This window comes from Pseudomonas sp. FW507-12TSA (assembly GCF_058781435.1).
Genome location: NZ_JBYSWT010000008.1, coordinates 148445 through 167063 on the forward strand (window position 1 = coordinate 148445; position 18619 = coordinate 167063).

The 18619-nt window shown below is 64.9% G+C and carries 18 protein-coding genes; 10 read left to right on the top strand and 8 right to left on the bottom strand.

Features of this window, described 5'->3' with window-relative positions; all coding sequences use genetic code 11:
• The first annotated feature begins 29 nt into the window (after positions 1-29).
• From AC3WK8_RS10355 to AC3WK8_RS10365, 3 genes are all read left to right on the top strand, one after another.
• Positions 30-1796, top strand: a complete 1767-nt coding sequence (locus tag AC3WK8_RS10355) for an ATP-binding protein (RefSeq protein WP_103324691.1) — start codon at positions 30-32, stop codon at positions 1794-1796.
• Positions 1790-3124 carry a sigma-54-dependent transcriptional regulator gene (locus tag AC3WK8_RS10360; protein ID WP_103324690.1) on the top strand — a complete coding sequence of 445 codons (1335 nt, stop codon included), beginning with the start codon at positions 1790-1792 and terminating at the stop codon, positions 3122-3124. Before AC3WK8_RS10355 ends, AC3WK8_RS10360 begins: the two co-directional genes overlap by 7 nt.
• 218 nt (positions 3125-3342) lie before the next feature.
• On the top strand, positions 3343-4665 hold the full coding sequence (locus AC3WK8_RS10365) for an MFS transporter (protein ID WP_103324689.1): 1323 nt from the start codon (positions 3343-3345) through the stop codon (positions 4663-4665).
• A 55-nt stretch (positions 4666-4720) separates the two neighbouring features.
• Here AC3WK8_RS10365 and AC3WK8_RS10370 read toward each other — a convergent pair whose 3' ends face one another.
• Positions 4721-5476, bottom strand: coding sequence for a COG4705 family protein (locus AC3WK8_RS10370; protein ID WP_103324688.1), 756 nt, complete (start codon positions 5474-5476; stop codon positions 4721-4723).
• Positions 5477-5841: 365 nt separating this feature from the next.
• Here AC3WK8_RS10370 and AC3WK8_RS10375 point away from each other — a divergent pair, with 365 nt between their 5' ends.
• Both AC3WK8_RS10375 and AC3WK8_RS10380 read left to right on the top strand, forming a co-directional pair.
• The gene (locus AC3WK8_RS10375) at positions 5842-6021 is read left to right on the top strand and encodes a hypothetical protein (RefSeq protein WP_103324687.1); all 180 of its coding nucleotides are present in this window, start codon (positions 5842-5844) and stop codon (positions 6019-6021) included.
• 142 nt (positions 6022-6163) lie between these two features.
• Complete coding sequence (locus AC3WK8_RS10380; RefSeq protein WP_103324686.1) at positions 6164-6793, top strand: flavin reductase family protein; 630 nt, start codon at positions 6164-6166, stop codon at positions 6791-6793.
• On the opposite strand, the gene AC3WK8_RS10385 is transcribed toward AC3WK8_RS10380, so the two are convergent.
• Both AC3WK8_RS10385 and AC3WK8_RS10390 read right to left on the bottom strand, forming a co-directional pair.
• Positions 6786-7058, bottom strand: coding sequence for a hypothetical protein (locus AC3WK8_RS10385; protein WP_022640558.1), 273 nt, complete (start codon positions 7056-7058; stop codon positions 6786-6788). The two genes, AC3WK8_RS10380 and AC3WK8_RS10385, sit on opposite strands and share 8 nt — an antisense overlap.
• A 9-nt stretch (positions 7059-7067) precedes the next feature.
• Positions 7068-7433 carry a putative quinol monooxygenase gene (locus AC3WK8_RS10390; protein ID WP_103324685.1) on the bottom strand — a complete coding sequence of 122 codons (366 nt, stop codon included), beginning with the start codon at positions 7431-7433 and terminating at the stop codon, positions 7068-7070.
• 331 nt (positions 7434-7764) lie between these two features.
• On the opposite strand from AC3WK8_RS10390, the gene AC3WK8_RS10395 reads away from it, so the two are divergent.
• Complete coding sequence (locus AC3WK8_RS10395; protein ID WP_103324684.1) at positions 7765-8706, top strand: AraC family transcriptional regulator; 942 nt, start codon at positions 7765-7767, stop codon at positions 8704-8706.
• On the opposite strand, the gene AC3WK8_RS10400 is transcribed toward AC3WK8_RS10395, so the two are convergent.
• Positions 8703-10151 carry an aldehyde dehydrogenase family protein gene (locus tag AC3WK8_RS10400; protein ID WP_103324683.1) on the bottom strand — a complete coding sequence of 483 codons (1449 nt, stop codon included), beginning with the start codon at positions 10149-10151 and terminating at the stop codon, positions 8703-8705. The two genes, AC3WK8_RS10395 and AC3WK8_RS10400, sit on opposite strands and share 4 nt — an antisense overlap.
• Entirely contained in the window at positions 10148-11785 is a 1638-nt protein-coding gene (locus AC3WK8_RS10405; RefSeq protein ID WP_103324682.1) for a 5-guanidino-2-oxopentanoate decarboxylase, read from the bottom strand. Before AC3WK8_RS10405 ends, AC3WK8_RS10400 begins: the two co-directional genes overlap by 4 nt.
• A 147-nt stretch (positions 11786-11932) precedes the next feature.
• On the opposite strand from AC3WK8_RS10405, the gene AC3WK8_RS10410 reads away from it, so the two are divergent.
• Positions 11933-12814, top strand: coding sequence for a LysR substrate-binding domain-containing protein (locus AC3WK8_RS10410; RefSeq protein ID WP_022640563.1), 882 nt, complete (start codon positions 11933-11935; stop codon positions 12812-12814).
• A 98-nt stretch (positions 12815-12912) separates the two neighbouring features.
• Here the strand turns inward: AC3WK8_RS10410 and AC3WK8_RS10415 are convergent, their stop codons facing one another.
• Both AC3WK8_RS10415 and AC3WK8_RS10420 read right to left on the bottom strand, forming a co-directional pair.
• Positions 12913-13527 carry an NAD(P)-dependent oxidoreductase gene (locus tag AC3WK8_RS10415; protein ID WP_103324681.1) on the bottom strand — a complete coding sequence of 205 codons (615 nt, stop codon included), beginning with the start codon at positions 13525-13527 and terminating at the stop codon, positions 12913-12915.
• Positions 13528-13598: 71 nt separating this feature from the next.
• Positions 13599-14483 carry an MBL fold metallo-hydrolase gene (locus AC3WK8_RS10420; RefSeq protein ID WP_085595166.1) on the bottom strand — a complete coding sequence of 295 codons (885 nt, stop codon included), beginning with the start codon at positions 14481-14483 and terminating at the stop codon, positions 13599-13601.
• Between the two features lie 113 nt (positions 14484-14596).
• Between AC3WK8_RS10420 and AC3WK8_RS10425 the strand changes: the two genes are divergently transcribed.
• Together AC3WK8_RS10425 and AC3WK8_RS10430 are read left to right on the top strand one after the other, a co-directional pair.
• Complete coding sequence (locus AC3WK8_RS10425; RefSeq protein WP_085595164.1) at positions 14597-15502, top strand: LysR family transcriptional regulator; 906 nt, start codon at positions 14597-14599, stop codon at positions 15500-15502.
• Between the two features lie 146 nt (positions 15503-15648).
• Complete coding sequence (locus tag AC3WK8_RS10430) at positions 15649-15825, top strand: hypothetical protein (protein ID WP_164485040.1); 177 nt, start codon at positions 15649-15651, stop codon at positions 15823-15825.
• Here the strand turns inward: AC3WK8_RS10430 and AC3WK8_RS10435 are convergent.
• Positions 15818-16732 carry a helix-turn-helix domain-containing protein gene (locus AC3WK8_RS10435; RefSeq protein ID WP_085595162.1) on the bottom strand — a complete coding sequence of 305 codons (915 nt, stop codon included), beginning with the start codon at positions 16730-16732 and terminating at the stop codon, positions 15818-15820. The genes AC3WK8_RS10430 and AC3WK8_RS10435 overlap by 8 nt on opposite strands.
• Positions 16733-17088: 356 nt before the next feature.
• Between AC3WK8_RS10435 and AC3WK8_RS10440 the strand changes: the two genes are divergently transcribed.
• Complete coding sequence (locus AC3WK8_RS10440) at positions 17089-18603, top strand: MDR family MFS transporter (protein ID WP_085595278.1); 1515 nt, start codon at positions 17089-17091, stop codon at positions 18601-18603.
• Positions 18604-18619 lie beyond the last annotated feature (16 nt).

Here is an 18619-nt window from a genome sequence, read left to right on the forward strand (position 1 = left end):
CCCGCCCCCAATGCAGCCTGCCCCGACCCATGGCCCAGATCTCACGCTCCCTTCGCCTGACGTTCTACATCCTGGTGATTCTCGCTGGCACCGTCGTCAGCGCCGGCCTGGCCATGCGCCACGCCGAACGCCAGACCCTGGTGGAGGAAGCCGCACGCGCCAACGAGCAATTGGGACTGTATGCCAATTCCCTGCACACCCTGATCGAACGCTATCGGGCACTGCCGGCCGTACTGGCCCTGGACCCGGAGTTGCGCGCGGCGCTCCAGGGATCGGTGACGCCTGAAACCCAGGACGCGCTGAACCGCAAGCTGGAGAAGATCAACGGCGCAGCCCGTTCCTCGACCCTGGAACTGCTCAACCATGACGGCCTGGCCGTCGCCGCCAGCAACTGGCGCCTGCCCAGCAGCTACGTCGGCCACAACTACGGTTTCCGTCCCTACTTCAAGCAGACCCGCAGCCAGGGCAGCGGGCGCTTCTATGCCATCGGCGTGACCAGCGGCATCCCCGGGTATTTCCTCTCCAGCGCGGTCAAGGCCGACAACGACGAGTTCCTCGGGGCCATGGTGGTCAAGCTGGAGTTTCCCGAGCTGGAACATGAATGGAGCCAGGGCAGCGATACCCTGCTGGTGACCGATGCCCGCGGCATCGTGTTCATCGCCAACCAGCCGGGCTGGCGCTACCGCCACCTGCAGCCGCTGTCGGCCAACGACCTGGAAGAGATCCGCCTGACCCGCCAGTACGACAAGCAACTGCTGGTGCCCCTGCAACATACCCAGCTGCAGCAGATCGACGACGGCAGCCAGTTGATCCGCGTCCAGGACGACCAGGGCGCGACCAATTACCTCTGGGAATCCCTGCCGCTGACCGCCGAGGGCTGGACCCTGCACCTGCTGCGCAAGCCGCCCAGTGCCTTCGAGGAAAGCCGCAATGCCGGCCTCGCCGCCGGTGGCGCCTGGCTGGCCCTGGTGTTCCTGCTGCTCTTCCTCAACCAGCGCTGGCGCCTGGGCAAGATCCGCCAACGCAATCGCCAGGAGCTGGAGCAACTGGTGGAGGAGCGCACCCGCGACCTGCGCACCGCCCAGGAAGGCCTGGTGCAATCGGCCAAGCTCGCGGCCCTGGGGCAGATGTCCGCAGCCCTGGCCCATGAAATCAACCAGCCCCTGACCACCCAGCGCATGCAGTTGGCCACCTTGCGACTGCTGCTGGAGCACGGCCGGGTGGACGAAGCCTACAAGGCCCTGCGGCCGCTGGACGACATGCTGACCCGCATGGCCGCCCTGACCAGCCACCTCAAGACCTTCGCCCGCAAGAGCCCCAGCGGCCTGCGCGAGCGCCTGGACCTGGCCGCGGTGGTGGACCAGTCCCTGCAACTGCTCGAAGCACGGCTGCGCACGGAGAACATCCAGGTCATGCTGCAAGTGGCTCGCCCCGCCTGGGTCCGCGGCGATGCCATCCGCCTGGAGCAGGTCTTGATCAACCTGCTGCGCAACGCCCTGGACGCCATGCTGGACAAACCCCACAAACACCTGCAGATCAGCCTCGAGGCCGAGGACCAGCTCTGGCAGTTGCGCGTGGCCGATACCGGCGGCGGGATCGCCGACGAGCATCTGCTGAGCGTGTTCGATCCGTTCTTCACCACCAAGCCGGTGGGCGACGGCCTCGGGCTCGGGCTGGCGGTGTCCTACGCCATCGTCCATGAACTGGGCGGCCGCCTGAGCGTCGCCAACCAGGACCAGGGCGCAGTCTTCACCCTGAGCCTGCCCATCGACCTGGAGGCACATATCCAATGCTGAACTCAGTGCTGGTGGTGGACGACGAAGCCAGCATCCGCAGCGCCGTGGAGCAGTGGCTGAGCCTGTCGGGCTTCGAGGTGCAGCTGTTCAGCCGGGCCGAGGAATGCCTGGCGCGACTGCCACGGGACTTTCCCGGGGTGATCCTCAGCGATGTGCGCATGCCCGGCATCAGCGGCCTGGAACTGCTGGCCCAGGTCCAGCGCCTGGACCCGGACCTGCCGGTGATCCTCCTGACCGGCCATGGCGACGTGCCCATGGCGGTGGAGGCCATGCGCGATGGCGCCTATGACTTCCTGGAAAAACCCTTCAGCCCCGAGATCCTCCTCAGCAGCCTGCGCCGGGCCCTGGACAAGCGCCGGCTGGTGCTGGAGAACCGCCGCCTGCACCAGCAGGCCGATAGCCGCGCCAGGCTCGACGCCACCTTGCTCGGCGTCTCCCAGGCCCTGCAGACCCTGCGCCGCCAGGTGCTGGAGCTGGCCCCGCTGCCGGTGAACGTGCTGGTGCGGGGCGAGACCGGTAGCGGCAAGGAGCTGATCGCCCGCTGCCTGCACGACTTCGGTCCCCGAGCCGACAAGCCCTTCGTCGCCCTCAATTGCGCGGCGATTCCCGAGCAACTGTTCGAGGCCGAGCTGTTCGGCCACGAAAGCGGCGCCTTCACCGGTGCCCAGGGCAAGCGCATCGGCAAGCTGGAATATGCCAACGGCGGCACCCTGTTCCTCGACGAGATCGAAAGCATGCCCCTGGCCCAGCAGGTCAAGCTGTTGCGGGTGCTGCAGGAACAGAAGCTCGAACGCCTGGGCTCCAACCAGAGCATCAGTGTCGACCTGCGGATCATCGCCGCCACCAAGCCCGACTTGCTGGAAGAGGCCCGGGCCGGGCGTTTTCGCGAAGACCTGGCCTACCGCCTGACCGTTGCCGAACTGCGCCTGCCGCCATTGCGTGAACGCCGCGAGGACATCCCCCTGCTTTACGAGCACTTCGCTCGCCAGGCCGGACAGCGCCTGGGCCGCCAGGTGGTCGCGCTGGACGGTCCACAGCTGGGACGCCTGTTCAGCCATGACTGGCCAGGCAACGTGCGCGAGCTGGCCAATGCCGCCGAGCGCCAAGTGCTGGGACTGCAAGAGCAGCAGGCCGAAGCGCTCGCCGTCGGCCAATCCCTTGCCGCCCAGCAAGAGGCCTTCGAAGCCCAGTGCCTGCGCGCCGCCCTGGCCCGGCACAAGGGCGAGATCAAGGCGGTGCTCCACGAATTGCAACTGCCGCGCCGCACGCTGAACGAAAAGATGCAGCGCCATGGCCTGAGCCGGGAAATGTTCGTCAAAGGCAATTGAAAATCCTGAGGGCCGCAAGGCATGCATCTGGCCCCTGGCGACGCCCCTTCCTAGGCAATTTCCCGCTCATAGCCCTCCCCGCGATAGGCGGATTTCCGCTTATCGATTCATCAAGACCCTTCTAGACCGGGCTTCCCGCTCCTGGCACAGCTCCTGCTATAGCCCTGGCAGGCTGCGTTTGCGCGCACTCCACAACAACAATGAATAGAAGGTTCGTGATGGATATTTCCAATACCCTGCCTGCCGGGTCGGCCGCCGTGCCCGCCCAGGAAAAGACCACCGCCAGCCGCCTGAAATCGATTTTCAGCGGCTCGATCGGCAACATGGTCGAGTGGTACGACTGGTACGTCTACGCCGCATTCTCGCTGTACTTCGCCAAGGTCTTCTTCCCCAAGGGCGACACCACCGCCCAACTGCTCAATACCGCCGCGATCTTCGCCGTGGGCTTCCTGATGCGCCCGATCGGCGGCTGGCTGATGGGGCTCTACGCCGACCGCAAGGGGCGCAAGGCCGCCTTGATGGCCTCGGTACTGCTGATGTGCGCAGGCTCCCTGATCATCGCCCTGACCCCGGGCTACGAGACCATCGGCGTTGGCGCGCCGATCCTGCTGGTGCTGGCGCGACTGATGCAGGGCTTGTCGGTGGGCGGTGAATACGGCACCTCGGCCACCTACCTCAGCGAGATGGCGACCAAGCAAAGCCGTGGTTTCTTCTCCAGCTTCCAGTACGTCACCCTGATCTCCGGCCAGCTCATTGCCCTGGCGGTACTGATCGTCCTGCAGAACATGCTGACCACCGAAGAACTGCAGTCCTGGGGCTGGCGGATTCCGTTCGCCATCGGCGCCCTCTGCGCCGTGGTGGCGCTGTACCTGCGCCGTGGCATGGAGGAAACCGAGTCCTTCGCCAAGAAGAAGGAAAAACCCAAGGAAAGCCTGATGCGCACCCTGCTGCGTCATCCCAAGGAACTGCTGACCGTGGTTGGCCTGACCATGGGTGGCACCCTGGCCTTCTACACCTACACCACCTACATGCAGAAATACCTGGTGAACACCGTCGGCATGAGCATTTCCGACTCCACCACCATTTCCGCAGCGACCCTGTTCCTGTTCATGTGCCTGCAACCGGTGATCGGCGGCCTGTCGGACAAGATCGGCCGACGCCCGATCCTGATCGCCTTCGGGGTGCTCGGCACCCTGTTCACGGTGCCGATCCTCAGCACCTTGCATAGCATCCAGACCTGGTGGGGCGCGTTCTTCCTAATCATGGCGGCCCTGATCATCGTCAGTGGCTACACCTCGATCAACGCGGTGGTGAAGGCCGAGCTGTTCCCGACCGAGATCCGCGCCCTGGGCGTGGGCCTGCCCTACGCCCTGACCGTCTCGGTATTCGGCGGTACCGCGGAATACATCGCCCTGTGGTTCAAGAGCATCGGCATGGAAACCGGCTACTACTGGTACGTCACCGCCTGCATCGCCTGCTCGTTGCTGGTCTACGCGACCATGAAGGACACCGGCAAGCACTCGCGGATCGAAACCGACTGACAAGACCACGCGCCCGGGTGCAAGGCCCGGGCGCTTGGTTCGACCCATCCGGGGTTCAAGACAGTTGCGCGGCGCCCTGGCGCGAGTCGCGCTTCTGCACCCAGCAAGCCCCGACGACCAGCACCAGCAGGATTCCCGCCAAGACCGCCGACGAGCCGACAGTGCCGAAGTCCAGGCCACCCTTTTCATGGGACTTGGTCAGGAAGTCGCCCAAGGTCGCACCGAACGGCCGGGTCAGCACGAAAGCCACCCAGAACAGCAGGACCGGCGACAGCCTGGTGCAGTACTTGAGCACCACCACCAGGGCAATGGCCGAGCCGATCAGCAGCGCACCGCCGGCAAAGCCCAGGCCCGAGTCATCGGCCAGGAAATCACCGAGCGCGGTGCCCAGGGTGTTGGAAAACAGGATCGCCAGCCAATAGAACAGCTCGCCACGAAAACCCTGGACCCGGTTCACGTTCAACGACTCGCCGCTCATGCGCCAGGCGGCGAAGATCACCAGCAAGATAGCGATCAGGATCAGCGACCCGCTGGCGTAGCCCAGGCCCAGGGTGCGGTCCATGAAATCGGACATGGTGGTGCCCGCGGTACTGGTGGAGAGGATCACCAGCCAATACAGCACCGGGTTGTAGGTCTTGGAAAACAGCTGGGTGACCAGCGTCAGCAGGAACACGCTGATGAGGATCATCGAGCTGATGGCGTAGCCGACATCGAGGGTCATCGACAGCAAGTCACCGGCGGTTTCGCCCAGGGTCGTCGCACAGATTTTCATGACCCAGAAGGCCAGGGTGATCTGGGGAAGTTTGTTCATTCGGTAGGGAGCTCCAAGGGTCGCATTCGAGGTGGCCTGTCTTGATATGCAGGCTTGCGTGGAGGCTGAACGGCGGCGAGTGAAAAATCGGTAGGGCGTGTATGAAAAAACCGTTGGCCGGCATTTTTTGGCGCATGACTGCTCAATTAATGATCAGTTAACCCAGGGTATCCAGCCTGTCAGCGGGATAAACCCGCATCCATCCAGAAGCCTGGTGCCCCTTATAGGCAGGTGAGCACAGACCGCAAAAACATCGATTTAACTGATTATTTAAAGCATTTATTTGCGCTTTTCAATCAAATTGATCGGAGTAGGATTCATCCCAAGCCCACCAACAACGTCCCACCCCATCCGGAGTCGCCATCATGAAAAACCAACTGATCCTGGCCCTGACCCTGTCGGTACTGGCTGCCCATTCCTTCGCTGCCGATGGCTACGACCGCACCGGGTCCGCCACCTTCGCCGCCGATGGCTACGACCGCACCGGGTCCGCCACCTTCGCCGCCGATGGCTACGATCGCACCGGTTCCGCCAGCATCGGCTGATCGTTCTTCTGGACAGCACAGCCCGGTACTTGCGCCGGGCTCGACCTTTCCAGGCCGCACATCCTGCACGGCGAAGCTGGAATTCGCCGGATGCGCACTGCACTATGGCGCCCCCTAAAGCTCCCAGCAGGAACCGCGAGCCATGCCCGACGAAATCCATTACTACGAACCCGCCCTGGGCCACGGCCTGCCCCACGACCCGTTCAACGCCATCGTCGGCCCGCGTCCCATTGGCTGGATTTCGTCCCAGGACGAGCAGGGTCGCCTGAATCTTGCGCCCTACAGCTTCTTCAACGCCTTCAACTACATTCCGCCGATCATCGGGTTCTCCAGCGTCGGGCGCAAAGACAGCCTGAACAACATCGAGAAGACCGGCGAGTTCGCCTGGAACCTGGCCACCCGGCCATTGGCCGAGCAGATGAACCAGAGCTGCGCCGCCGTGGCCCCCGAGGTCGACGAATTCAATTTGTCGGGCCTGACGCCAGTGGCTTCGAAAGTCATCGCCGTGCCACGGGTAGCCGAAAGCCCGGTGTCCTTCGAGTGCAAGGTCACGCAGATCATTCAGTTGCAGCGGGCGGACAAGGAACTGGTGCCGAGCTGGCTGATCCTCGGCGAAGTGGTCGCCGTGCATATCGCCAAGTGGCTGCTCAAGGACGGCATCTATGACACCGCCGCGGCAGAACCCATTCTGCGCGGCGGCGGTCCGGCGGATTACTTCCAGCTGGGCCCCGAGGCCCTGTTCAAGATGTACCGCCCGGGTGCGGTCAAATAGTCTTCCAGCACAATTGACCGTCGGCGTCGACGTCGATCAGCTGTTCGAGTTGTTGCGCGGCAGCCTGGTCGGCGTCATGGGCGGTCTTGAACTTCTGCTCGTCCAGGACTTTGTGAAAGCGCGGGGCTCCTGAAACATCCAGGGCCTTGATGGCGATGGCGGCGCTGTATCCCCCCTCCCCTGGAACCACAGCGGAAACTGCTTCGTAATGTGCGAACTCTTTGCGTGCCATGTTGCGGGTCCTGGCCAATGGAAAGTCGGCCATTCTAAACCTTCAACTGGCCAGCCTGTGCACCGGCACGCAGTGCAACTGGGGGTACTCGCCCGGCAGTTCCTGTGCCGAAACGGTATCGAAGGTGTGCAAGTCCAGGCTGTCGACCACCAGGTCCTGGACCAGCTCGCTGAAGACCTCCATGGCCGGCGAGCTGAAATAAGCGGTCATCGCCTGCTGGCTGCTCCAGAACCCGGACACCAGCCACAACTGGGCATCGCACTGCGAGCGTTGCAAGGCGAACTGCAGGCAGCCGGGCGCCTGGCGGGACGGTTCGATCAGGCTGCTCAGGCGAGCGCCCAGCTCTGTGGAGCGCCCCGCACGGGCGCGGACCAAAGCCATATGGCTGACGGGAATATGCGTGGACATGTGCGACCCTCCCAGGTGTCGTCGAGGCAGCCGGGGGACGGGCTGCGACAGGATCCAACGATACGGGCCGCGGGTGAACCCGGGTTAGTCGATTCCTGCCGCTGATTTGCCCAATCCTGCGATATCGCCCACCACCAGCTTGCTCGCCCCGCGCCATGGGACAAAATGACTACAGCGGTGTTTCAAGCAAGTGAAACTCCAGTCGATGGGACAACCTCGTACATCGCGCGCGCAGGTAGCAGGATCAGGCAAGTTTTACGCAGGATCGGCCTAGCCTCCCCGCTTGCACAAACTTAAGCTGTGCCGATCGCAAAACCCCGGAGGCTGCCCCATGTCATCCCAGGAAAACCTGCCGGCTCCCCTCGCCCCGGAAATAGAACGCCAGCGTGCGGAACTGGCGGCGATCATCGATCGCCATACCGTCGTCGACGGCAGCCATGCCACGGCCATCGATTCGCTGTTCGTCTCGCGCCACAGCCATACCCACCAGTTCGCCCCGGGGCTGGCGCAGCCGGCGCTGTGCATCATGGCCCAGGGCCGCAAGGAGGTGCAGCTGGCCGACGAGACCTACAACTACGACCCGTTGCACTACCTGGTGGTCTCGGTTGCCGTGCCCCTGAGCGGCAAGGTGGCGATGGTTTCCCCCGAGCAGCCGATCCTGGCCCTGCGCCTGGACATCGACCCCGGCGAGATCAACGCCCTGATCGCCGACGCCGGTCCCCTGGGCGTGCCCGCCCGGCCCACCGGACGCGGCCTGTACGTGGAACGCCTGGATTCGCCGATGCTCGATGCGGTGTTGCGCCTGACCCGCCTGCTGGACACACCCAAGGACATCGCCATGCTGGCGCCCCTGGTCCGCCGGGAAATCCTCTACCGCCTGCTGCGCAGTCCCCAGGGCCATCGCCTGTACGAGATCGCCACTACTAATAGCCAGAGCCACCGGGTCAACCAGGCGATCGAATGGCTCAACGGTAATTTCGAACAGTCGCTGCGCATCGACGACCTGGCGCGCGAGGTCAACCTGAGCGTGTCGACCCTGCACCATCGCTTCAAGGCGATGACCGCCATGAGCCCGCTGCAATACCAGAAGCAATTGCGCCTGCAGGAAGCCCGCCGGCTGATGCTGGCCGAAGGCCTGGAAGCCTCGGTGGCGGGCTATCGGGTGGGGTATGAAAGCCCTTCGCAGTTCAGCCGCGAGTACAGTCGCCTGTTCGGCGCGCCACCCTTGCGGGACATGGCGCGCCTGCGGGCAGGCAGCTTGGGACCGGGTTAGTTGGCCCGTACCACGTGCTTGATCTCCTGGAACGCCTGTAGCCCCCAGGGCCCCAGCTCACGGCTGATGCTGCTCTGCTTGTAGCCGCCCCAGGCCGTCTGGGGAAAGATCACCTGCGGTGCGTTGATCCACACCAGTCCGGCCTGCAGGGCATTGGCCACCGCCTCGGTATTGGCGGTATCGCCACCCACTACACTGGCGACCAGGCCGAACTCGCTGTCGTTGGCCAGTTCGATGGCCTCTTGCTGGCTGTCGAAGCTGCGCACGCACAGCACCGGACCGAAGATCTCCTCCCGCCACAACGCGCTGTCAAGCGGCACCTCGGTGAATACCGTGGGCTGGATGAAGTAGCCCTGGGCCAGGTGCGCCGGGCGACTACCGCCACATACCAGCCGGGCCCCGGACTGCAAGCCACGATCGATATGCCCCAGCACCCGCTGGTATTGCGCCTGGTTGACCAGCGCGCCCATCTGCGCCCCGGCCTCGAACGGCTCGGCCACCCGGATGCCTTCGGCCCGGGCCTTGAGCCGGTAGAGGAATTCATCGGCCAGTTCAGCCGCCACCAGCACCCGGCTGGTGGCCGAGCACATCTGCCCGGCGTTGAAGAATCCACCGCCGCAGGCCAATTCCACCGCCAGGTCCAGGTCGGCATCGGCCAGGACCAGCAACGATGACTTGCCGCCCAGCTCCAGGCTCACGCCCTTGACGGTTTCCGCCGCCCGCTGCATGACCTGGACGCCCACCGCATTGCTGCCGGTGAAGGAGATCTTCGCCACTCGCGGGTCCGCCGCCAAAGGCGCGCCCACTGCCAAGCCGGTGCCGCAGACCAGGTTGAACACCCCCTGGGGCAAGCCGCTCTGGGCGATGATCGCCGCCAGCTCCAGCTCCGGCAACGGCGTGACCTCCGAGGGCTTGAGCACCACGCTGCAACCTGCCGCCAGGGCCGGCGCAAGCTTCCAGGCGGTGGTGACCATGGGGAAGTTCCACGGCACGATGAGCCCGACGATGCCGCATGGCTCGCGGCGCAGGCGAGCGCTGAAATCCGCGCTGGGCAGCGCCACCTCGGCATCCTGGCGAGCGTCCAGGCCCTCGGCCAGTTCGGCGTAGTAGTCGAACGTGGCGATCACGTCGTCGACGTCCATGGCCGCCTCGGCCTGGGGCTTGCCGTTGTTGCTCGATTGCAGTTGCACCAGGCGCTCGCGACGCGCAGCCACGCCAGTGGCGATCCTGCGCAGCACCACCGCCCGCTCGGCACCCGTGCTTCGGGCCCAACGAGCCAGCCCGCCAGTGGCAGCACGCAGCGCGCGGTCCACGGCCTCTGGCCCACCGCCGGCCACCCGGGCCAGGGGGGCCTCGGTGGCCGGGTTGATCACTTGCAGCGGCTCATTGCCGGCCGACCATTGGCCGTCGATATACAGGCCGTCCAGCATGGGTTGCGCAGTCATGCCTGTACTCCCTGGGTCCAGCGATTCTGGTCGATTTCAATCAGGCTCGGGCCCAGGCGATCGACCGCCAGGCGCAAGGCCGCGCGCAACTGCGCGATGTTGTCGACGCGCTCGGCAGCGCAGCCCAGGCCCTTGGCCACGGTGATGAAGTCCGGGGTGTAGATGTCCACGCCCACCGGTTCGATGGCGCGATTGACCATGTACTTCTTGATCTCTTCGTACCCCTGGTTATTCCACAACACGACGATGACCGGGGTTTGCGCCTCCACGGCGCAGGCCAGTTCCGCCAGGGTGAACTGCAAGCCGCCGTCACCGATCAGGCAGGCCACCGGCCGCCGCTGGGCCGGGCTCGAGCCACCGCCGAGCCAGGCGCCGATGGCCGCCGGCAAGGCATAACCCAGGGTGCCGTAGCCGGTGGAAGCATTGAACCAGCGTCGTGGCTGGTCAGGATTGAAGGTCAGGTTGCCGCTGTATACCGGCTGGGTGGAGTCGCCCACCAGGACGATCTCCGGCAACTCCTCGACCAGGGTTTGCAAAAGCCGGGTCTGGGCCCGAGTCGGGGCATCCCAGATGAGCTCCAGCTCCTGGCGCAAGGCATCGACACGCACAGCCCCCCAGTCACTGCTGCGCTCGGCCAGGGTTTGCCGCGACAGCTCCGCCAGCAAGGCCTGGGCGGCGATATCGGCATCGGCTACCAGCGCCACTTTCGGCGGGTAGTTGCGCACGGTCTGGTCGGCATCGATATCGACCCGCAACAGCGTGCCGGGAATCTGGAAACCACCGGCGAAGGTCACGTCGTAGTCGGTTTCCGCCAGTTCGGTGCCGATGGCCAGCACCACATCGGCCTGGGCTACCAGGGCCCGGGTGGCCACCAGCGACTGGGTCGAACCGATCAGCAGCGGGTGCGCCGAAGGCAGCATGCCCTTGGCGTTGATGGTCAAGGCCACCGGGGCCTGCAGCAGCTGCGCGAGCTGGGTCAGGGACGCGGCGGCATCGATAGCGCCACCGCCAGCCAGGATCAGCGGACGCTTGGCCGTCGCCAGCAACTGGCCCATCTGCGCCACGGCCGCCGGGGCGGCGCCGGCCCGGGCGATCTGTACCGGCTCGCTGGCCAGCAGGTGGTCGGCGTCCTGGACCAGTACGTCAAGCGGGATTTCGATATGCACCGGACGCGGACGGCCAGCCTGGAACAGGGCGAAGGCCCGGGCCAGCACCACCGGCAACTCATCAGCACACATCAGCGTATGGGAGAACGCGGCCACGCCACCGACCAGGGCACTCTGGTTCGGCAACTCGTGGAGCTTGCCGCGCCCGCCGCCCAGTTGGCTGCGGGTCTGCACGCTGGAGATCACCAGCATCGGGATCGAATCGGCGTAGGCCTGGCCCATGGCGGTGGTGATGTTGGTCATGCCAGGGCCGGTGATGATGAAGCACACCCCGGGCTTGCCGCTGGTGCGGGCGTAGCCGTCGGCCATGAAGCCGGCGCCTTGCTCATGGCGCGGGGTGACGTGGCGGATGGAGGAACGGGCCAGGCCACGATACAACTCGACGGTATGCACTCCAGGGATGCCGAACACCTGCTCGACCCCATACCCCTCGAGTAACTTGACCAGTACTTCGCCACATGTCGCCATCTCATCGCCCTTTCTTGTTGGTTGATACCGTGCGACCGGGAAACACCCGTGGACGCCGGAAGGGGGCTATTGGAACGGCGCGCCGGTAGCCGGAACAATGGATAAAAAGTCATACTAGCCATGTCCTCACGTCATGCCTGGCCCTCCATGAAACGCCTGCCTCCCCTGCCCGCGCTGCACACCTTCCTGGTCACCGCCCAGTGCTGCAACTTCACCCGCGCCGCCGAGCAACTGCATATCACCCAGGGCGCGGTGAGCCGACAGATCGCCGGACTGGAAAGCCACCTGGGCTATCCATTGTTCCAGCGCCAGGCTCGTGGCTTGAGCCTGACCACCGAAGGCCTGGAGTGGCTGCCACGGGTGCAGCAGGTATTCGAGTTGATCAATGGCGCGGTGGACGAGATCGGCAGCCGCAGCCGCAACCTGCGCCTCAAGGCCCCGACCTGCGCCATGCGCTGGCTGCTGCCACGGCTGTTGCAATGGCAGAAGGAACGACCGGAAGTGCCGGTGCAACTGACCACCACCATCCAGCACGGCGTGGACTTCACCCGCGAGCCGTTCGATGCCGCAGTGATGTATGGCGCCCCGCCCTCCCCGAACCTCGGTTCGCGGCACTTGTTCAATGAACAACTGACCCCGGTGTGCTCGCGACCGCTGATGGAGGGCCCGACGCCCCTCAGGAGCCCGGCGGACCTGCAGCACCACCTGTTGCTGCATCCGTCCCATGACCAACGGGATTGGCAACGCTGGCTGAAGGCTGCGGGCACGCCTTTCAACACCCTGGGCAAGGGCCAGCATTTCGAGACCCTGGACCTGGCGATGTCGGTGGCGTCCCAGGGGACCGGGGTGGCGATGGGCGACTGGGCCCTGATCGGCGATGACCTGAGTGCCGGGCGGCTGGTCATGCCGTTCGAATTGAAGATACCGACGGGCCAGGCCTATTACCTGGTCTATCCGGAGCGTCCGGGGCCTTCGGCGCAATTGCTGGAGTTGCTGGACTGGCTGGTGGAACAGGCGCACCAGCGCTAGTGCCCCGCGCCTGACCTGGGGCCCTGCGGGCCCGTCGCAGCCTGGCAGGCTCTGGCGGCTACACCGGGAAGTGCAGCCGCCAGAGCCCGCTAGTCGGATCAGTAACCGACGGTGAAGCGCTGGCGCACGTGGGCGGGTTTTTCCACTTCGTCGAGCATGGCGATGGCGTAGTCAGCGAAGCTGATCCAGCTACGACCTTCGGCGCTGACCAGCAGGTGGTCCTGGCCCAGGCGGAACTTCCCGGTGCGTTCGCCTTCGACGAACTCCGCCGACGGCGAGAGGAAGGTCCAGTCCAGGTCCTGCTCCTTGCGCAGGGTCTCCAGGTACACCCCGCCGGCACTGGCTTCGGCCTTGTACTCCTCGGGGAAGCCGGGGCTGTCGATGACCTTGCCGCCACCGGGCAACAACAGCGAACCGGCACCGCCCACCACCAGCAGGCGCTTGACCCCGGCCTTCTTCACCGGATCGATGATGGCGCTGGCGGCGATGGGGGCGAAATGCGCGGCGCTGAGCACCACGTCATGGCCCGCCACGGCCGCTTGCAGCGCGGCGCTGTCGGCCACGTCCACGGCACGGCTGACGATCCCGGCCCGCTGGCCGATCTTCGTGGTGTCGCGGGCGATGGCGGTGACGCTGTGGCCACGACGCAGGGCTTCTTCCAGGAGTTGGCTACCGGCCCGGCCGGTGGCACCGATGATTGCGATCTTGCTCATGACGATTCTCCAGTTGGCAAAGAGAGTACAGCGCCCCCGCTCCCGGTCCGGGAGCGGGGGTCAGGAAGGTTTCACCACTTCATTTCGCCCTTGGCGACCTTGGCGCTCAGCTCCAGCGAGCTGTCCTCGCCCAGGTCCGGGTAGCGCTTCTTCATGGCGGCGATCAGCGCCGCGGAGTCCTTGGCCTTGGCAGTTTCCTCATCGAAGGCCTTGATGTAGTCCGCCGTGAAATGCACCGGCTTCAGGGACCGCGCGCTGTCGCCCAGGTAGTGACCGGGAATCACGGTCTTGGGCTTGAGGCCATCGATGGTCTTGAGGGTTTTCAACCATTGCTGGTGGGACTGGGCAGTCTGGGTATCGGCCATCCACACATGGATGTTCTCCGAGACCACCACGCCGCCGACCACTGCCTTGATCGAAGGGATCCAGACGAAGCTGCGGTCCGGTTGCTTGCCATCCAGGCCGATGACGTCGAGCTTCTGCCCTTCCAGGGTCAGGCTGTGGCCCTCGAGCACGCTTGGCACGATGGTCTTGGCCGGAACGTCGGCGCCCATTTGCGGCCCCCAGAAAGCCAGCTTGCCTTGGACGGTGGCCTTGATGTGTTCGACCGTCGGCTGCGAGGCCACGACCTTGGCGTCCGGGAAGGCGCTGGTCAGGGTGTCGAGGCCGAAGTAGTAATCCGGATCGCCATGGCTGATGTAGATGGTGGTCAGGTGCTTGCCGCTGGCGCGGATCTTGTCCACCAGCTGCTGGGCCTGGGACTTGCCGAACTGGGCGTCCACCAGGATCGCGTCCTTCTTGCCACTGACCAGCACCGAGCTGACCGGGAAGATGGCGTTGCTGCCAGGGTTGTAGACATCCAGTTGCAGGGCGGGCTCGGCAGCTGCGGCATGGGCGGCGAAACCGAGGACGGCGGTAGCCAGCAGCAGGCGTTTGAATGAAGTGAATCCGATCATGGGGGCAGCTCCAGCAGCGGTTGGCGTATTGGGAATGGAGCAAGCTTAGTTGCCAGACTCGTCACAAAAAATGCGATGCTTGGACATAGTTTGTTTCTGAAAGCGGGCAAATCATGGATCGTCTCCAAGCAATGCGAGTCTTCGTCACCGTGGTCGACCTGGGCAGCCAGTCGGCGGCGGCCGATCACCTGGACCTGTCGCGACCGGTGGTCTCGCGTTACCTGGCGGAGCTGGAAGACTGGGTCGGCGCGCGGCTGATGCACCGCACCACGCGCAAGCTCAGCCTGACCGCCGCCGGTAGCGAGATCCTGCCCCGTTGCCGGCAGATGCTGGAGCTGTCCAGCGACATGCAGGCGGCGGTGAGCGAGCCCGACGATGTCCCACGTGGGCTGCTGCGCATCAGCGTCAGCACCTCGTTCGGCCAGTCGCAACTGGCCGCGGCCATGGCCGACTACGTCAAGGACCACCCCGGGGTGAGCATCGACCTGCAGATGCTCGATCGCACGGTGAACCTGGTGGACGAACGCATCGACCTGGCGATCCGCACCAGCAACGACCTGGACCCGAACCTGATCGCCCGGCGCCTGACGGTCTGCCGCTCGGTGATCTGCGCGGCCCCGGCCTACCTGCGCGAACACCCGGCGCCCCAGCGGGTGGAAGAACTGAGCCAGCACAACTGCCTGACCCACTCTTACTTCGGCAAGAGCCTGTGGCACTTCGAACAAGATGGCGAGCCGGTGTCGGTGCCGGTCCAGGGCAACATCAGCGCCAACGAGGCCACTACCCTGCTGCGTACCACAGTGGCCGGTGCCGGCATCGCCATGCTGCCCAGCTACCAGGCCGGTGAATACATCAAGCGCGGGGAACTGGTGCGCCTGCTGGCCCATGCCGAGCCTCGCCGGATGAACATGTACGCGGTCTACGCCTCGCGCAAGCACATGCCGGCCACCTTGCGCAGCATGCTGGATTTCCTGGTACTCAGGTTTCCCCAGGAGCCTACCTGGGACCAGGGGCTCTAGCGGAAGGGGCGAGGCAGCGGGACGATCCATTTGCTGAATACCCCGCCAAACAGCCGAGGTGGGGTTCCTGGCAAGTCCGGACAGCTGGCCTATTCTGATAACAGTGCTTTGGAAAATACCGAGGCACCGGTTCAGAGGTCATCGCCATGAACGTCAAGACAAGAAGATACCTGGCCATTTTCATGACCTGCACCGTGACCCTGGCGCTGTACGGCACCGCTGCCTACCGCGTCGAACAGGCCCGCATGCAGACTCGCGCCTATGCCAGTTGCAACCTGGAACGCTGCATCCCCCACAACGCCACCCTGAACGCCCTCAGGTAAGCGACAGGGAGCCCGGATCGCCAGCCTGCTCGGCCTTCAGGCGGTCACGGAAGACCTTGGGCGAGATGCCTACCCGGCGCCGGAACAGCCGGGTGAAGTTGGTCGGGTCGGAAAACCCCAGCTCGGCGGAAATCTCGTAGATGGTCATCCCGGTGTAGGTCAAGAGGCGCTTGGCCTCCAGCAACTGGCGCTCGTGCATGATCTGCAGCGCGGGTTGTCCTGCCAGTTCCCGGCAAGTGCCATTGAGGTGCGATACCGAGATCCCCAGCTTGTGGGCCAGCTCCTCGACCTTCACATGCTCGCGATAGTGCGCCTCCACCAACTGCATGAAACCGTTGAAATAGTCCCGGGCTCGCTGCGGCCGCTGGCTGGCCTTGCTGCGCTGCAACGCCTGGCGCCCGACCCAGACCACGATCAGGCCCACCAGGGAATGCATGAGCATCTCCCGTGCTGGCTGCTGGCCCTGGTACTCGTCCTGCAGCGCGCTGAACAAACCGTCCAGGTACTGCGCATCGTCGCCCGCAGGATAGCTGGCGCAAGTGCCGAGGATGTCCCGTGCCTGCCCCAACTGGGCTTGCAGGTGCCCCACCAGCGGCGCCGCCAGGGTCACCACATGGCCTTCGATGTCCTCGGAGAAACGAAAACCGTGGACCGACAGCGGCGGCACGACCTGGATCGCCACCTCATCCAGCGAAGTCCGCTGGTCCTCGACCTGCATCTGCACCTGGCCACGCCGCACGAACAGCAGCTGGCACAGGTCGGCATGCCGGTGGGGTTTTATTTCCCAATGCAATTCGCGACCGCGCTGGCTGAAGGGCTCGCAGTGCAACAGATCGGGGGTGGGCCACTCCAGGCTCTCGCCATAGAGTTTGAAAACGGGAATGGATGCAAGGGCTGGCTTGTTCATCGCTGCAATCCGGGCCTCGGAGGAACGGGCAGGCATGGTGCCCAGGGGATGGGTACATGCAGATTCCGTTGGGTTGTCTTGCTCAATTGACGGATTCGCCCAGTCAAAATGCAAGCATAGGCAACATTCATAAACACTCATTCTGTAGCCTGCCAGGCAGGGCGTGCAGAACTGCCACTATACAGAATGCTTCCCATTTCGCTGCAAGCAACTGTAAATCCCCCCGCCCCAAACGCTTGATGAAATAACTGTCAGGAACATGCTTGCAGAGCTATCCGGTAGGTAGCTATCAAGTACACTGGCCCACATCTTCGCCGGCGCCCCCGCCCGGCCCATCAATGCCCGCAGGTTCCTTCGTGTCCCACCTCCACCAACCTGGCCCCCCACAGGTGGCCATCCGCAGCGTGCTGGTCGCCCTGATGCTGGCGATCTTCCTCGGTGCGCTGGACCAGACCATCGTCGCCGTCTCGATGCCGGCCATCTCCGCCCAGTTCAAGGATGTCGGCCTCCTGGCCTGGGTGATTTCCGGCTACATGGTGGCCATGACCGTGGCCGTGCCGATCTATGGCAAGCTCGGCGATCTCTATGGTCGGCGCCGCCTGATGCTGTTCGGCATGGGCTTGTTCACCCTGGCCTCGCTGTTCTGCGGCCTGGCCCAGAACATGGAACAGCTGGTGCTGGCGCGGATCTTCCAGGGCATTGGCGCCGGCGGCATGATCTCGGTGAGCCAGGCCATCATCGGCGACATAGTCCCGCCCCGGGAACGCGGGCGCTACCAGGGTTACTTCAGCAGCATGTACGCGGTGGCCAGCGTCGCCGGTCCCGTGCTGGGCGGCTACATGACCGAGTTCTTGTCCTGGCGCTGGGTGTTCCTGATCAACCTGCCCCTGGGCCTGGGCGCCTGGTGGGTGGCCTATCGCACCCTGGTGGGACTACCCGTTCCCCAGCGCAAGCCGATCATCGACTACCTCGGCACCCTGCTCTTGATCATCGGCCTCAGCGCCCTGCTGCTGGGCATCACCCAGATCGGCCAGGGACACTCCTGGCGCAGCGCCGAAGTGCTCGACCTGCTGGCCATCGCCATCATCGTCCTGGCGCTGTTCACCTGGCATGAACGGCGAGCCCGCGAGCCACTGTTGCCCATGCACTTGTTCGCCAACCGCAGCGCCCTGTTGTGCTGGTGCACGATCTTCTTCACCAGCTTCCAGGCCATTTCGCTGATCGTGTTGATGCCCCTGCGTTTCCAGAGCATCACCGGGGCCGGGGCCGATAGCGCCGCGCTGCACCTGCTGCCCCTGGCCATGGGCCTGCCCATGGGCGCCTACTGTGCCGGACGGCTGACCTCGGTGACCGGACGCTACAAGCCGATGATCCTCACCGGGGCCTTGTTGATGCCGGTTGCGATCCTCGGCATGGCCCTGGTTCCTCCCCAGGCGGAACTGGGCAGCGGCTTGTTCATGTTGCTGTGCGGGATAGCCAGTGGCATGCAGTTCCCCACTTCGCTGGTGGGCACCCAGAACGCGGTGGAACAGCGTGATATCGGGGTCGCCACCAGTACCACCAACCTGTTCCGATCCTTGGGCGGCGCGGTCGGGGTGGCGTTGATGTCGGCACTGCTGCTGGCCTTGTTGCAAGACTCTGGCCTGGCGCACCTGGGCGGCGGAATACTGAGCGAAGGCCACACCGGCAATGCCCTGCTCGAAGGCCTGAATGCCGCGCCCGGTCCGGATCGGGATGCCCTGCGCAGCGAGTTGCTGCTGACCTTCCGCCACCTGCTGCTGGTCAGCGCCGGAGTCTCGCTGCTGGGCCTGGCGGCGGCGATCGCCATGCCCAACCGCCTGTTGCGCGGACGCGAGGACAAGGCCCGCTAAGCGGGCCAGGATGCAC

Excerpts from the sequence above, each read along its gene's own strand:
- AC3WK8_RS10355 (WP_103324691.1), top strand. The coding sequence starts at position 30 with ATGGCCCAGATCTCACGCTCCCTTCGCCTGACGTTCTACATCCTGGTG.
- AC3WK8_RS10360 (WP_103324690.1), top strand. The coding sequence starts at position 1,790 with ATGCTGAACTCAGTGCTGGTGGTGGACGACGAAGCCAGCATCCGCAGC.
- AC3WK8_RS10365 (WP_103324689.1), top strand. The coding sequence starts at position 3,343 with ATGGATATTTCCAATACCCTGCCTGCCGGGTCGGCCGCCGTGCCCGCC.
- AC3WK8_RS10370 (WP_103324688.1), bottom strand. The coding sequence starts at position 5,476 with ATGAACAAACTTCCCCAGATCACCCTGGCCTTCTGGGTCATGAAAATC.
- AC3WK8_RS10375 (WP_103324687.1), top strand. The coding sequence starts at position 5,842 with ATGAAAAACCAACTGATCCTGGCCCTGACCCTGTCGGTACTGGCTGCC.
- AC3WK8_RS10380 (WP_103324686.1), top strand. The coding sequence starts at position 6,164 with ATGCCCGACGAAATCCATTACTACGAACCCGCCCTGGGCCACGGCCTG.
- AC3WK8_RS10385 (WP_022640558.1), bottom strand. The coding sequence starts at position 7,058 with ATGGCCGACTTTCCATTGGCCAGGACCCGCAACATGGCACGCAAAGAG.
- AC3WK8_RS10390 (WP_103324685.1), bottom strand. The coding sequence starts at position 7,433 with ATGTCCACGCATATTCCCGTCAGCCATATGGCTTTGGTCCGCGCCCGT.
- AC3WK8_RS10395 (WP_103324684.1), top strand. The coding sequence starts at position 7,765 with ATGTCATCCCAGGAAAACCTGCCGGCTCCCCTCGCCCCGGAAATAGAA.
- AC3WK8_RS10400 (WP_103324683.1), bottom strand. The coding sequence starts at position 10,151 with ATGACTGCGCAACCCATGCTGGACGGCCTGTATATCGACGGCCAATGG.
- AC3WK8_RS10405 (WP_103324682.1), bottom strand. The coding sequence starts at position 11,785 with ATGGCGACATGTGGCGAAGTACTGGTCAAGTTACTCGAGGGGTATGGG.
- AC3WK8_RS10410 (WP_022640563.1), top strand. The coding sequence starts at position 11,933 with ATGAAACGCCTGCCTCCCCTGCCCGCGCTGCACACCTTCCTGGTCACC.
- AC3WK8_RS10415 (WP_103324681.1), bottom strand. The coding sequence starts at position 13,527 with ATGAGCAAGATCGCAATCATCGGTGCCACCGGCCGGGCCGGTAGCCAA.
- AC3WK8_RS10420 (WP_085595166.1), bottom strand. The coding sequence starts at position 14,483 with ATGATCGGATTCACTTCATTCAAACGCCTGCTGCTGGCTACCGCCGTC.
- AC3WK8_RS10425 (WP_085595164.1), top strand. The coding sequence starts at position 14,597 with ATGGATCGTCTCCAAGCAATGCGAGTCTTCGTCACCGTGGTCGACCTG.
- AC3WK8_RS10430 (WP_164485040.1), top strand. The coding sequence starts at position 15,649 with ATGAACGTCAAGACAAGAAGATACCTGGCCATTTTCATGACCTGCACC.
- AC3WK8_RS10435 (WP_085595162.1), bottom strand. The coding sequence starts at position 16,732 with ATGAACAAGCCAGCCCTTGCATCCATTCCCGTTTTCAAACTCTATGGC.